Raw genomic sequence first — 16,070 nt, 5'->3', positions numbered from 1 at the left:
TTCATTTGAATGAATTAAATCTAGGCGCAAAAAAAAAGAATGTCAAATATATTCATAGAATCTTACTTCATAAATTTACCCCGATTATTTTTTAAAATAACAAAAATCAAGAAGTAATTTATATTAATCAGTAAGATACTTTGCTTTTAATCCCTCAAAAAATTCAATATAAAACTCTATAGTATATAGAATCAATTATTTCCCTTATAATTATTCAATAATCTATTATCACTTCAATGCCTGTTATTAAACGGTGTAACTGAATTCTTCAATTTCCACATTAAACGAAGGTCTGTATATGAATAATTTTGAGTTTTACAACCCAACACGTATCGTTTTTGGTGAAGGTAAAGTCGCAGAATTGAATCGATTGGTGCCTAAAAATGCCAAAGTTCTTATTTTATTTGGTGGTGAAAGTGCAAGAAAAACAGGTACATTAGATGAGGTTGAGCATGCCCTTGGTGATAGAGAATTTGGGCTATTTGGCGGTATTGAAGCTAACCCCCGCTATGAAACCCTGATAAAGACTGTCGATAAAATAGAACAGGAAGGATTTGATTTTTTACTGGCTGTAGGTGGAGGTTCGGTTATTGATGGCACTAAATTTGTTGCGGCAGCAGTTAATTACCCAGGTGATAAATGGGAAGTTGTTACCAGTGGCGGCACAACAATTAAAACAGCACTTCCTTTTGGTACGGTATTAACTCTACCCGCTACCGGTTCTGAAATGAATAAAGGTTCAGTGATCACTCGTACAGAATTACAGTCAAAATTAGCATTTATGAGTGATAAAGTTTTCCCTCAATTTTCAATTTTAGACCCAGTCAAAACTTATACATTACCACCAAGCCAAATAAGCAATGGTGTAGTCGATGCTTTTGTTCACATCGTAGAACAGTATTTAACCTATCCAGTAAATGCTAATGTGCAAGATGTTTTTGCTGAAGGCTTACTCAAGACATTAATTGAAATTGGTCCCAAAGCATTAGAAACGCCAAAAGATTATGATATTCGAGCAAATTTGATGTGGACAGCAACATTAGCGCTCAATGGTTTAATTGGTGCTGGTGTACCGCAAGATTGGTCAACACATATGCTAGGCCATGAAATTACCGTACTTTATGGCTTAGACCATGCTCAAACATTAGCGATTGTATTGCCTTCGATGTTGATTGAAAAATTGCCGCAAAAACAAGCCAAACTTGCTCAATATGCTGAACAAGTTTGGGGAATATCACAAGGCACTGAAAAAGAAAAAGCTCTCAAAGCTATTGAGTTAACGCGTGAGTTCTTCGAAAAAATGCAGGTTGGAACCCGCTTTATTGACTATAATTTAACGCAAGATGTTATTGAACCATTGGTAAAAAGCTTAGAAGTACACAACATGGTCACCTTAGGTGAACATCAGGATATTACACCAGAAGTTAGCCGCCGAGTTTATATGGCTGCATTATAGTTAAACGTAAATAAGGGCCAACATCAGACTGTAATTAATTTGGCCCTTTATTTTAAATTAAAATTTAACTATCCCCACCTAACACTAACTGACTTTTTGCATAAAATTTTCAACATAATTTATAGGGTCCCAAGATATTTTCGTTTCCCCCACCTCAACGCTACTATATTCATCCTGCATACGTATTGATGCTAAAGAATTAACTAAATAATCTAATTGTTGTTCTACAGAATTGTCATTGATATCAGTTAATATTTTATGGTGAACGACTGTCGGCGCTTGCATGTTTGGATATTGATAAATTTTCACTCTATTGCCATTTTCTGACTCATAGGTATACGTCGTACTATTTTCGATATTATTAGGAGCCTCTCGATAACAGGATGGTTTAAAATTAATAAGGTGAATCGTATTTTGCCCACCAAAATTACTAATATATGCACCACCTTTTTTATCACCATTAATAATAAAAATATTTTTCCCTCCCTCATCATTTAGCATTCCATCAGTGCCATTGGAAATCAATATGTCGTTCCCTTTCCCGCCGTATAGATTGTTTTCCCCCCGGTCACTGTAAAGAACATTATTGCCATCTTTTACTGAAACACTTCCTTCTTGAGCTTGTGCCATCAATACACGGCCATGACCACTTTTATCCCACAACCTTTGGGTTTTCCCTGTATTTTTTAATACTAATTGTCTGAACGGTGAATGCTCATTAACATAAACTTTTTCCGAGCTTTGATCTATAGGTGTAAAATCACTACCAACAAGCGTATTTTTAAATTCATCCATTGGCCGCCAAATAATCAATGGATCTAATTGTTCTATTTTCTGTTTTTGTATACTTAAATGTTTTACTAACTTATCCATATTAGACTGCGCTGAGATGGGAATATGGCTAGGTAATGATTGATAGTGATTAATACTCATTTGAATGCTATCAGTTTGTTTAGAATACTTTATTCTAACTTTACGCGGTGATGATATCGCACTATATACACGGAAACTTACCCCATCCTCAATAATTTCTTGATATTGAGTTGAAAAATGACATAAATGTACATGATTATTGCCGATTTCATCGACAATTGTCGTCATCCCATCACCACGGCTACCATCGATAAGGTAATTGTCATCACCTTCCCCACCTACCAATACATCATTACCAATATCTGATAACATGAGATCACTTTGAATCCCACCATAAACGAAATTATTACCTCCACCACCATAAAGTACATTGTAACCTTGAGTTACCTTAATAATATCATTCCCTTCACCACCATCGACAATAACGCCATCACTATTATTTACTTCAATAACATCATGGCCATTAAGCCCAGCAATAATAGAATTTGGTATTTTAAAGCCAGTAGGAATACGAAGGTAGTCGTCATTATCAGTAGCTGAAGAAACATTTAATACAGATACAATGCTGTGACCACCTTTATTTAGTTCTAGTTGAAATAGATTACTGTTACTATCTTGAATAACAACACTTTTTGACATTGATTCATCATAATTAATAAAATTAAGCGTCAACTTTTTATCACCGAAACGGTTCTTTAGATATAAAGATTGCCGGTCAGATTGCAGTTCATAGCCATTCTCAAAGGGTAATGCAATAATAACACGATCATTTTCGGTATAATTACCCTGTACATTAGAAAAGTCGAATGTAAGATTTCCTTGCACAAACTGCTCGGGGCTAATTTGATAAAGATCACTGCCTTTACTCACCATGATTTGACTATTTCTGTCTACCATTAATAATTGGTCATTCGTGTTACTGCCTTCATAATCTAACTTATTGATCAAACCAATAAAGTTGAATTTCCCCCAATGGGGAGCACTGTATAATCGCTCATCCCCAATAGCGATTATATTTTCAGGCATATTAATTCGTGTCGATTTACCTGTCTTCTTATGTAAGGAATCACTGTCTTGGTGATATGTGACTTCATAAATTTGTTTGTTATCTATAAACTTACCTTTTTCTATATCTTTTAATTGGCTATTTAAGATAAACCCATCTAGTGTACGTAGTCTATATTGATGATTAACTTTTAATGTTCCATTCACCTCACGATAAACATTTCCCAATGTTAAATTAGCTTGTAAATTATACTTTACAACTTCGCTATTTTTCGCAGTATATTGAGAATAAATAGTGACAACTAAGTTATTGCCAGAAAATTGAATATCTTTAATTTCGTCAAGAGAATAGCCTAAATTAACCTCACTAAAACCGATATCATTTTCTGAAATATTCGCAGTTAAATAAATAAAATCTGTTGGACCTTTAGTCTCATTAAGATAAGTACTCCAATCAAATCGGCGCATGTAGTAATTGTCATTTCCATCACCACCATTAATAATACCAGACTCAAATATCAACTGGTCATTACCTCGCCCACCATTGATAAAGGCGTTACTCGAACCGGCATCAATCACATTATCTGAATTATTTCCTGTAATAAAAAATTTAGTTGAGCGCGAGTTACTTAGCATGACATTATGAATATCACTTAAATAGAGCTCTTTAGAAGCACCATAGTTCAATACTAACTTTGATTTTTCTTTATTTAAATCAATCTCTATAAGACTGTTTATTGGGATATTTGTTATATTTAGGGTATCGTTTCCACCATTACCATCAAAATATAACTTCGCTACTCCGAATTTTGATTGATTATCGATTAATGAAATATTGAAAATATCATTTTTAGCGCCACCTACAAAAAACTTATTACCAGAAACGTAGCTAAAATGGTTGCTCGAATTATTCTTTCCTATGATGATGTCATTGCCGCCACCAGCGTTAAAACTTATATCTTTAGACCTCGGTTTTTCCTCATACTTATAGCCAATATTTATCATACCTTCATAAATAATTTCTGGCTTTTCACTTAATATTCTCTTACTAATTTCTTCACTTTCATTTATGTATTCGTCGCCCATATCATTGATATCAACTTCCCCAGTAATGTCAGGGTGATATATATTTGAATGACTATTTCTTAGTCTAAAAAAACGTACTTCACTTGTTGGTAAGTCAGTAAGTTGTGAAACTAAATTTTTATTTTTTTGTGAACGATACATATCATCAAGTAAGAACTCTCGAGAAAAAACAGAGAGTGTTTGGTTCTCATAACTAGAATTTAAAATTAAAACTTCATTCATACTCTCACTTCCAACTTGTTTAAAAGATAGAGGTGCGACTTTTTTAATTAACTTAAATTTAAGCTTAAAATGAAAATGAAATAAAAAATCATAATTTCCTGTAACTGTACGCCATCGATTTGCTTTTTCATCATAATTTAAGTTTGTGCTAATAAAATCAATTTGTTTTTGAGTATAAACTGGGCCTTTATCATCCATATCAATATGAGAAAAAATATTTGATTTTATTTTTTTGGTAAATTTGGTATCAGTAATAATCCGCCCACTATCCTTTGAATAAATATAATATTTATGCTCAACCTCTAGAATTGGATTTTCAACAAACTGTAAATGTTCTTGAAAACCAGAAAATAATTGAGATGCTTTAAATGCATCTAAGTCTTGTTGCCAATTTCTGTTTTTAAAGTAAGTAATATGCTGTTTATAACTAAAACGATTTAAAATATTATTAGATGGAGATATTCCGAAGGCACCTCTTAGACCTTCCTCTAACCTATCATACAAAACTAATTCCTCACCCAACTCTTCTTCAATTCTTTCAACATTTCGCACACCATTGTAGATTAACCCACCAACTAGTAATGTTGCACCAATGACTAAGCCTATAACAGGAATAACAGATGAACTAAGAATAATTCCAACTATTGTCAATCCAGCAACTACGATATTTGCAATTGATAATGAGCCTGCCACAATTAAATCTTGCCGTATTTTAGGATCAGTTATTTTATCTAACTGTTTAAAAGTTTCATAAGCTTGATAAACATCTAACCCCATCCCAATAAGGTTAAAAATAATAGTTAATCGGGCAGCTAATTGATTTGCCGCATGAAAAGAACCAGCTTTACCATAGGCTATTTTAAGTAAGATTGGTTGTAAAACCATATCACCGTAATTAAAGAAAGCATTAGAACATGCCATATATAGATTTTTTTGAGCCTCTAACCGCTCATATTCACTTAAATTAGGGTCATGGAGCATATCTATTAATTGATAAATACTATTTATCGTCATTAATATACCAGCAGCCCCCATTCCTTGTCCAAAACGATTAGCGATACGAGAATAAACCGGTAATTTAGTCCCGGCTTTATTTAACGATTTAACTATCTCTGGCACTGCATTATCTTTAATAATATTACTATGTTGAATTAATTTGAGTTGCTTCTTCAATACAGCACGTTCTTGAAATGTCGCTCCTTTGGCAATTAAAGTTTGAATTTCATTATCTGAAATAATATTTTTCAGCACTAAAATAAGATTAATATCCTCTTGATTGCCTCCCAAAATAGTAAGTCTACTAGCTAATTGGTTTGCGTCGAACTGAATGTTATTTTTCCAGTCAACTTGCTTTATATGTTCACCATTTAATGGTACCCCATCGATGGTTGCTCCTAATTTATTTAATTGCTCAACCGTAATTATTGTATTTCCAAAGCTAATCTTCATACTTGAAGACAGTAATAATCGTTCATTTATATGATTAATATGCTGTAATTCATTTTGTCTTATTTGTTTAAATTCACGATAAATAGGACTATCAGTATCTATTTGTTGAACGGTCGCCCTACAATCGCTTACACTATCATGCTGAAAACCCACTTTTTGAGCAATTGAAATTTTAGAACCATCTGGTTGTTTAATCGTCTGCATTATATGCTTTTGAAAAATAGACGAAAACTGTGATCGTACATCATTAAAGTGATGACTCGAAACTTTAAATTCCATTCCTGTACTATCGAGTAAACTTAAGTAATATTTCCCATCACTCGAATAGCTTGTTATGGTATAAATAGCTGATTCATTCTTTAAATACGTAATTTGATTATTCTGTAAATTTTGTAAAACATTAGCTATAGATTGATCTTTATAAGTTATTCCCATTGTATCTAGGACAGATAGTTTTCGCTGATAAAAATCATTATAACTTACTAATAACTCATGCTCTTCAGGTGATAATCGATTATATACATACTTATTTTTTAAATCATTTATTGTCATTATAAATTGTTGAAAACTCAGTTCATTACCATCGAGATTATCTGATTGATGAAGTAGACTATAAATGTGATGAATTGATTTATGATCAACTGAAAAAATAGTGGTCGCACTTATATCTGTGTGCGATACGATATTTTCGGTAACTCTTGATAATTGAATTAAATTGTTCTGTTGGTTATTACTGATATCGGCAATTTTCTGTAACGCTTGCTTTAGTGAATGCCCTTTAAATATAACTTTACTTTCATTATAACTCACCAAAAAGCGATCAATTTGCTCATTATATAAATTTAGACTTTGTGGATCGTTAACTAGAGAGAGGACATCTCCTCGATGAAAACCATACTCAGCAGGAAATAATGAATACAATCGCTTTTCTGAAATCTGGCTTAAATGTATTATTTTCTCAGGTTGTAAGCTTAAAAAATCCAAAACATATTTAGTTTCTATTGCCTGTTGTTTTAATGTGATATCTTGATTATCAAGAAATAAATCATTCCACTTATCAAAAGAATTAGATGGACTTGCCATATTAAGAAAATCTTGTACCTTTCTATTTACAATAGGGTCATAAACTGCAATGTTTATTTTATTAATATCTAACTCACCATTTTCCTTACAAAAATATTGAGTTAAATAAGGATGCTCAGATAGAGTTAAATCTGAAAGCACTAATTTCCCTATTGCTACTTCCTCTAGAAAAACGCTAATATTATTTTTGGTTTCTATTGTCTCCCTAGATTCAATTGATGTAACATCAAGCCTTATTCTTTTAGGTGGTAATAATGGTTTATCACTCACTATTACTTCATTACCTATACCTTTATTTAATCTAACATCTGAATCTAAACCATTTAATTTTAAAAATCTAGATAACTCAGAATGAAATTCGGTTTTCATTAGTAATGTTAGTTTTTCTTTTTTATCTGTTAAATGTAATTCAATTTTTCCTGGATCATTAAGTTTATAGCGTTGTTTTAATTTTATTAGCCCACTTGCTAAGTTTTGTTTAAAATTCAAGTCTTCAGTAATATTATCAATTAAAACCCAGTTTTGATTAGAATATTTAGATAGCTTTTCTACATCTCCATACTCTACCATCATTCTTTGAGAATTAGGATTTAATTGAATAATTAGTGTGTTATTTGGGTTAGTTGATGCTAACTTCTCTGCTTGTAACTTACCAAAATCGCCATAACCAGACCGGATAATTACCATGAGATTATTGCTATCAATATCACTGTCAATACTACTATGAGCTACTTTATTCTCAATTTTTGAGCTATCAACCATTAACCATAATGGAGCTTCTTTTATATCATAACTATCTAAGATTTTTGTAAAGCGTTGGTAAAAAGTGCTATCACCTAGTTTATCGCTAAATTTAACTTCATCAATAAATAACTTATAAGCATCATGATTAAATGCAACTTTCCTTATTAATTCAATATCTATTTTATTATTGTTTGGATTTTTGAAGATCTGCATGAAATCAGACTCACTTTCATTCAGTAACTGCCAAAGAAATAATTCTCCTTTGTGTAATTGTTCAATAAAATAGACAACAGCAGGTTTATCATTAATGAATACTTGTTGAGTTAATTTATCAACAACAAAAAGTAGGCGATGATCTTTCGTTTCTAATAATGTCCCTCTCGTCCAATAGGCCAGAAAACTTTTTTTCCAGAAATGGTATTTCCAACTAATCGGTTATAGGCAACTAAAGGCACGTTAAAATCATTTTTCGATAATTCAATACTCGTTTTTAATGCGAAATTTTGATTAACGCCCCCACGTGCTAAATTACAACCAATTAATACGACTTTATCTGGTTGATATTGTGTTAATACACTATTTTTTAAATAAATCATTCCTTCAGAGAATTGTTTTGAGGTACTACCTTCATACAAAGTTTCTTTCTGTGTATATGTATACTGACCATGACCCGTTACAATCCAACGAATTTTCCCTGATATTTTAGCATCCAAGTCACCCTGTAAAACTTTCCATTGTTGGCTTGCAACATCAAATTGTATAACTGTAGTTTTATTTGGGTGTTTCGACATTGCATTAGCGGTTGTTCTACCAATAGTATCATCATAGCCAATTTGAATAACAACATTATGATCAAATTCTGAGGCATTAACCAGTTTAGTATTCTCTTTTGGGAATGCACTTAATTCTTTTTGTGAATCAAAAGGATTTGTCCAGTTATCAATATAATTCGTTAAAGGTGTTTGCTCCCCAACTGCAGGTTTGGGGTGTGGCTCTTTAATATAACTCTGGTAGACATCATTAAAACCAACATCTAGCCTATCAAATGGCTTGCCTAATAATTTATCTATTATTCGAGTTTCAGTAGAAAGTTTACTTAGATCGACATTATTATCTATATTAAATAATTGGTAGTTATCTTCACTTATAAAAATGTCATTTTCTAATTTACTTAGCAATGAAAGATTATTTTTTAATTTCACATAAAGGTCAGCCCCATCAATACAATTTGTGTGTATCTTTATAAATTTACCATCAAAATTCAACTTTAAACTCATTATCTGATTTTGAGGATCATAGCTTTCATAACTGAGCTTATATTTTTTATTTACATCCAAAAAAATGGATACCGCTCTTTCACTTAGTAATCTATTTTTAGTTCTTGCTATATCTTCCGTAGATGAATCAGTTAAATAACCACCCTTTACAGCATTTTTATCAATTGTAAATTCTGTTATGTTAACTTCATAGTCACCATTATCTAAAACAGAAAATTCATAGTTTTTACTGTTAGTTTTAACCTTTTCTTTGAGATAATTGAAAAAATCATCTTGATCATGAAATTTCATCAGTCCAGTATTTGGATCAAAAAATGAATATACCCAACTATTCGATACTGGCTCGTATTTTACTGTGATAGCCATCGCATGAGCTTCACTATTAAATTGATAAAAAACAGTTTTTTTATTTTTTTTTGATAGTTTCATTTCGGACATGAATTTTTCTAGTGAAATAGAATAGCTTTTATTCTTTACATCTGAACTATAGCCTTCATTGTAAATAATACCATGGTTTTTATCCATATCATTTTCACGCAATGATATATCATCCATTATTTTTAGCATTATAGCTTCTATAAAAATAGCAGCATCATCATCTGAAAATTGGTAATTTAATGCTGGCAACCTATCCGAAAAATATTCTTTTAATGTAATGAATTGGGGTTCTAACTCTATCATTTTTCCTTTTGGCGTATTAAAAAAATCCTTACTCTCAAAGAGAGCACTATAATAACGCTCTACTAAATCAATTTGCTTTTTGCTAATATCATCATAAAGACGATCAAACCTATATTCACTATTTTTTTTATTATAATTAATTGTTTCTATAATGTATTCATTAAATTTTCCTCCGGGTGTTATTTTTGGATATTCGTTTTCCGAATAAAATATAGATATACTAACTAACTTATCAATACTCTGCTGGTCACTTACAATATTTTTTATCAACTTATGTAACGATTCTCTCGCATGATACTTTTGAGCATCTATCTCGATTTCAGTCATTTTATTTGAAGAATTATTTTTAGAATTTATTATATCCATATATGTATTTAGCTTATTTAAATATTCTCCCCCTTGACCACTGGCAGAATATCGAAGGAATGATTTAACAAAACCATAGCAATAACCTTCATTTGAAATCCCTCTCCTTTCTCCCTCCTTAGCTAATATTTCTTTTATTTCTTTATTAAACATATTTCTTTGAATATATGTGATAATATCTCGCTGTTGAAAATTAATTTTACTTTGTTTTAAATTCACCTTGTGCATATAAAAGTCCTTTTTATTTTAAATAACTAATGGTTCACATTTAGAATAAAAATAACATATAACTATTTAAATTAAAATAAAACAATAAAGATTGAGACTTATTATCATTGTAAGTAAATAAAATCATTAATAATATAAATTGTACGAATTATTAGCTCTATGAGTAGCTAATATAGGTATATCTAAAGCTAATTAAATTTTTTATTTTAACCTTATCAATAACCAAAGAAGCCCCGCAGCACACAATGCCATAATGACATTAAATAAAAGACTAAAACTTACAGCATTACTAAGTTGCTCAAATGCCATTTTGCTTACTGTATGTTGTAGTTTATATTGTAAAATAACTAAAGCTGCCGTTGCACCAATAGCCGCACCAATTTGTTGTAACGTTGCCGTAAAACCAGAAGCCATGCCTGCAGACTCCATCTGAACGGTTGATAGCACTAAATTTAGCATTGGAGTCATAATCATCCCTTGCGTGAATCCGATAAAAAATAAACTCAATATCAATTTATTGAAATGAATTAAAGATGATGTAACGTTTATATTCATCATCAAAACGATATAACTAATACCATATAATACAGCCCCCCATAATAAAACTTTATCGCCATATCGGTTTACCCAACTTGGGGTTATGAAAGAGGAAATAACAAAACCAATACTGGCAGGAACAAACATTAAACCTGACTGTAATGGCGTCAGCCCTAACCCATTTTGTAATAGTATTGATAGCAACAATGGGAACGCTGACGAGGTAGCATAAACGCACATAACGATGAACAGACCAATCACAAATGGACGATTATTCAATATTCTTATGCTCAATAAAGGCACTTTTCTTTTTTGTTCTAATTTAATTTCATAATAAACAAATAATGCTATCAACAATAATCCCATAATTAATATGGAAGAACTACTTAAAGCCCACCCCCAAATAGGTAGCATTAAAAAAGGTAATAGTGTTACACCAATCCCACTGCTAGATAAAATAACACCTACCCAATCTAAATTGACCTTAATTTTATCTCCTTCAGATAAGTAATGAGATAAAGCGATAGCTAAAATACCAATTGGAATATTAATTAAAAAAATAGTTCTCCAACTTAATCCAAACAAATTTAAGGTTATTAACCATCCACCGAAAGCTTGTCCTGCAATCGCGGCAAGCCCTAACATCATACCTAAATAACCAAAAGCCTTTTTGGCTTGCTGCTGATCAAAATTAATGCGGATACTTGAATAAACCTGTGGAAATAAAATAGCAGATGATAACCCTTGAATAAATCGTGCTATCACTAATAGCATTGCCGTAGGTGCTAAAGCACAAAGTACCGATGAGAGAATAAAAAATAGCATACCGGCCTGATACAATGTTTTTTTACCAAAAATATCGCCTAATCTTCCCCCTGTGATTAGTAATAAGCCAAAAGCTAATTCATATCCTACAATAATTAATGTCAATTCAGTAAGACTAGCATTTAAAGATTTTTCTATGCTCACAATGGCAACATTAACGACAAATAAATCAAAAATTGTCACGAAACCTGCAAGCAGCAATACAAACAAGGCAATTCCTTGATGTTTATTCATATAATTCTCATTTAGACAGCCCAATAAATGAAGACTATAATAAATTAATTATCCTGCTACAATTTAACTACTTATACTATTACTAAATACAATAGGCTATATGAAAGATAGACAAAGAACTCGTCCTGAACTTGCTGATTTCTTGAAAAATAAGCGTGAAAGTTTATCCCCTGAACTTATGGGATTACCTCGAACAACTCGTAGAAGAACGCCAGGGTTACGTCGTGAAGAAGTCGCAACTCTCGCTGGCGTCGGGTTAACTTGGTATACATGGTTAGAACAAGGACGAGATATTGGTGTATCAACCCAATTTCTTGATAGCTTAGCAACTGCGTTACATTTAAATAGTGCTGAGCGCCAACACTTATATCTATTAACACAAAATCGTGAACCTATTGCGACTGAAAATACGGAAAGCAATGTTCCCTCTGCAATATCACGAATGATTAAAGATTTTCCTAACGATTATCTTTGCTATGTCTTAAATTTACATTGGGACGTATTAGCATTTAACACACAAGCAGATCATTATTTCCATTTTTCACAAGCAAAATCTCACCGATGTAATTTTCTCTATTTATTGTTTATTGATGAACGTTACCGTGCACGATTTAACCAATGGCCATTAGTTGCTCAGCAATTACTTGCGAGTTTTCGTAGAGATTATGCACGAACAAAAAATAACCCTAATATTAAAAAACTTATTAATACCCTAAATTCTGAATCAACTCTTTTTAACGATTTATGGCATCGACATGAAATTTACCAGCCCTGTACTGGCATACGTGAAATCAACTATCAAAATCAACAGCAAATCTATGATTACAGTTCGCTCACCTTTGATATTGAAAAAGGTAATCGCTTAATAGTTTATATACCAGTGAAAGGACATGAAACAATAGAATAATTGGCTTAGTTTTTAATTTTCATCTTATTTAACTAAAAATCAAACAGATAGTGACAGCAGATTACGCTAATTAAATTTAGACGACCTCCAATAACCAGATATTTGGTGGCTAATGGGACATTGGCATAATCAAAATATTGTTTTTATTTTTAAGGGCAATAAGCCATTTCTTGCGACATTATTTTTATGTATTTTATCATATCTACCCGCAGTAAATTCCTTGAGTAGCATTTATTAATTCTATAACAACTATTATAATTTTAGGTCGTGAGTTATGTGGTCAAAGTCCAATATATCTAATAGTGCATTGCTAGTGTCCTCTCTTCTTTTAACGATAGGACGTGGTGCTACTTTGCCTTTTATGGCCATTTATCTTACCCGTGAATATCATATGGCAATTGATATTGTTGGCATAGCTATGAGTATTGCCTTAACTATTGGTATTTTATTTAGTATGGGGTTCGGTATTTTAGCCGATCGCGTTGATAAGAAACGCTGCATGTTATTAGCGATAATGGCTTTTATTAGTGGTTTTATTGCTATCCCTCTGATGAGTAATGCAATGCTAGTGGTCGTATTTTTTTCCTTGGTTAATTGTTCTTATTCTGTTTTCTCAACTGTCTTAAAAGGCTACTTTGCAGATACACTTTCCGTCGCGCTTAAGGCCAAAATCTTCTCTCTCAATTATACTTTTATTAATATCGGGTGGACAATTGGTCCGCCACTTGGAACCTGGTTATTGATGTATAGCATCAACTTACCTTTCTGGCTTGCTGCAATTTCAGCGACCATACCGATCTTTTTTATTCAACGCTTTGTGCAAAGCATCAAACCTGCACAACATGAAGATGGTAAAGTAAGAGTATGGAATCCCGCAGCAATGCTGCATGATCGCGTTTTAGCATGGTTTATTTTATCGACTTTTCTTGGTTCTTTAGTCTTTGGCTCCTTTATTACTTGGATTTCTCAATATGTCATCACAGTAGCAAATAGCGAATTTGCACAAGCCGTTATCGGAGTCGTATTGCCTGTTAATGCGATTGTTGTTGTTACCTTACAATATACTGTCGGTAAACGTATTAATCCTGATAATCTTAGAAAGTTGATGACGTTAGGCAGTTTATTTTTTGTTGTTAGCTTAGTGGTGTTTATGAATGCAGGTGAAAACTTATATTTATGGGCGTTAGCTTCCTTTATTTTCACCTTAGGAGAACTCATTTACGCGCCGGGTGAATATATGCTAATAGATAGTATTGCACCAGAAGGAATGAAATCGAGTTATTTTTCTGCTCAATCACTCGGATTATTAGGTGGGGCATTTAATCCAATGCTAACTGGGATTGTACTAACTGAATTACCCCCTTATTCTATTTTTATTATCCTTATATTTGTTACTGTACTCGCTTGGTTAAGTATGCTAAATGGAATGAGAGTTAGAAAATCACAATCAATTGTAGCAGCATCTTAATACTCACCGCTAATTAATGAATCCATTTCCTATGGACTCATTAATTAAAACTCAGCGGGATTGTAATAATTAAAAAAATAATATCATTTGCTTTAGTGAAAAAAAATGTTCTATAAACTTGTTAATTTTAATGTTTCACCTAGTATTTTAATCGCATTTCGTCTTCTTGCAATTAATGGTAACGCATAATTAATACGCAAGTGATTAGCAAAGCACTCACCCGTAGAAAAATGTTCTCCCGTCAAGACCGTGACTTTATTACGGTGTAATATATCTAATAGCTTTCGATTATCGACCGGTAAATGTTCAACCCAAAGTGAAAATCCACCTTGTGGTCTTGATATACGCGTATGTGCAGGAAAATGACTCTCAACCAACTCCTTATATTGGCACTGTAACTCACTATAATGTTGACGCATTCGGCGTAAATGCAAAAAATAGTGCCCTTCTTTTAAAAAATTGGCCATTACCTGCTGCATAAATACTTCCCCCGAACAATGGGAAAGGTATTTTAAATGCATAACTTTTTCTTTATATTTTCCAGGGATAATCCACCCAGTACGTGTACCGGGGGCTACAGTTTTCGAAAATGAACTGCATAAAATCACATGACCGTCGCTATCAAGTGACTGTATTGTCGATGGCCTTGGATACTCATACGCTAAGCCAGCCAAACAATCATTTTCTATTACTGTTCCATTGAATTTTATGGCAATCTCTAACAATCGTTTTTTATGAGATTCAGGCATGATACAACCCATTGGGTTATTGCATGTTGGCGTCACCACAACGGCTTTTACTTTCCAACATTCAAATGCTTCCTCGAGTCTATCAAGATTAATTCCAGTTTCAGGATCTGTCGGAATCTCAATTATTTTACGCCCTAATCCATATAATGTTTGTAATAAACCGGGAAATGCTGGCGATTCAACAGCGACAACGTCATTACCCTGTGTACAAGCTTGCAAAGCAATAGCTAAAGATTGATGGCCACTTGTGGTTGTCACAACATCATCAGGTGTAAATAGTTGACGATCATCCGAAATAATATGGATTTGTTCACGTAACGCTTCTAAGCCTTGTAAGCTATCATACTCAAGTGTCAAGGAATTCTTACGTCGAGCTATCATGCCCATTTCTTGCCACAACGGTTCTAGACTTTTATCTTCAATATTCGGTACTGCACAAGATAAAGATGTCACACCCCGCGTTTCTGAAACGCGTAAAAACCCCATTGTTGGGTTCCATTGCGCTATTTGAACAGGTTTTTGTATATAATTAGCAACTTTAGGTAATGGCGCATGTGTTTTTTCTGGGATGACAAAATAACCTGATTTCGGTACCGCGTAGATCAACTGCACTCTTTCTAACTCGCGATAAGCCAGTTGCGCTGTAGTGATACTCACATCATGAGCTCGACCAATATCCCTAACTGATGGCAATTTTTCACCGCCGAGATACTCTCCACGATTAATTTTATCCTGTAGCATCTGCGCTATTTTTTTATACAGTAACACGCTTAAACCCTTAACTTTTTTGCCGTATCTGTACTGTAATACAAAACAGACTGATTTGATCTGTATTTTGTAAAAAAACTCATCTGTCACTTTTTTATATATTTACACCATG

The 16,070-nt window shown here is 32.7% G+C and carries 7 protein-coding genes; 3 read left to right on the top strand and 4 right to left on the bottom strand.

Translation table 11 applies throughout. The annotated features are described in order from the left end of the window. Positions 1 to 298: 298 nt before the first annotated feature. Positions 299 to 1,456, top strand: coding sequence for an iron-containing alcohol dehydrogenase (locus DD649_RS03815; protein ID WP_294103776.1), 1,158 nt, complete (start codon positions 299 to 301; stop codon positions 1,454 to 1,456). A gap of 84 nt (positions 1,457 to 1,540) precedes the next feature. On the opposite strand, the gene DD649_RS03810 is transcribed toward DD649_RS03815, so the two are convergent. The 3 genes from DD649_RS03810 to DD649_RS03800 all read right to left on the bottom strand — a co-directional run bounded on the left by DD649_RS03810 (position 1,541) and on the right by DD649_RS03800 (position 12,066). Next, positions 1,541 to 8,131: a calcium-binding protein gene (locus DD649_RS03810; protein ID WP_294103775.1), complete on the bottom strand. Its 6,591-nt coding sequence runs from the start codon at positions 8,129 to 8,131 to the stop codon at positions 1,541 to 1,543. Positions 8,132 to 8,283: 152 nt separating this feature from the next. After that, positions 8,284 to 10,470 (bottom strand): C80 family cysteine peptidase, encoded by a 2,187-nt coding sequence (locus DD649_RS03805; RefSeq protein ID WP_294103773.1) that lies wholly within the window; start codon positions 10,468 to 10,470, stop codon positions 8,284 to 8,286. Positions 10,471 to 10,671: 201 nt separating this feature from the next. Then, positions 10,672 to 12,066 (bottom strand): MFS transporter, encoded by a 1,395-nt coding sequence (locus DD649_RS03800; protein WP_294103771.1) that lies wholly within the window; start codon positions 12,064 to 12,066, stop codon positions 10,672 to 10,674. Between the two features lie 100 nt (positions 12,067 to 12,166). Between DD649_RS03800 and DD649_RS03795 the strand changes: the two genes are divergently transcribed. After that, the gene (locus DD649_RS03795; protein ID WP_294103769.1) at positions 12,167 to 12,973 is read left to right on the top strand and encodes a helix-turn-helix transcriptional regulator; all 807 of its coding nucleotides are present in this window, start codon (positions 12,167 to 12,169) and stop codon (positions 12,971 to 12,973) included. Positions 12,974 to 13,247: 274 nt separating this feature from the next. Then, complete coding sequence (ydeE, locus tag DD649_RS03790) at positions 13,248 to 14,441, top strand: efflux MFS transporter YdeE (protein ID WP_294103767.1); 1,194 nt, start codon at positions 13,248 to 13,250, stop codon at positions 14,439 to 14,441. Between the two features lie 110 nt (positions 14,442 to 14,551). On the opposite strand, the gene DD649_RS03785 is transcribed toward ydeE, so the two are convergent. Continuing rightward, positions 14,552 to 15,958, bottom strand: a complete 1,407-nt coding sequence (locus DD649_RS03785; protein ID WP_294103765.1) for a PLP-dependent aminotransferase family protein — start codon at positions 15,956 to 15,958, stop codon at positions 14,552 to 14,554. Positions 15,959 to 16,070 lie beyond the last annotated feature (112 nt).

It is taken from the genome of Providencia sp., assembly GCF_003533305.1.
GTDB lineage: Bacteria > Pseudomonadota > Gammaproteobacteria > Enterobacterales > Enterobacteriaceae > Providencia.
This window is presented reverse-complemented; position numbering and strand designations above follow the sequence as displayed.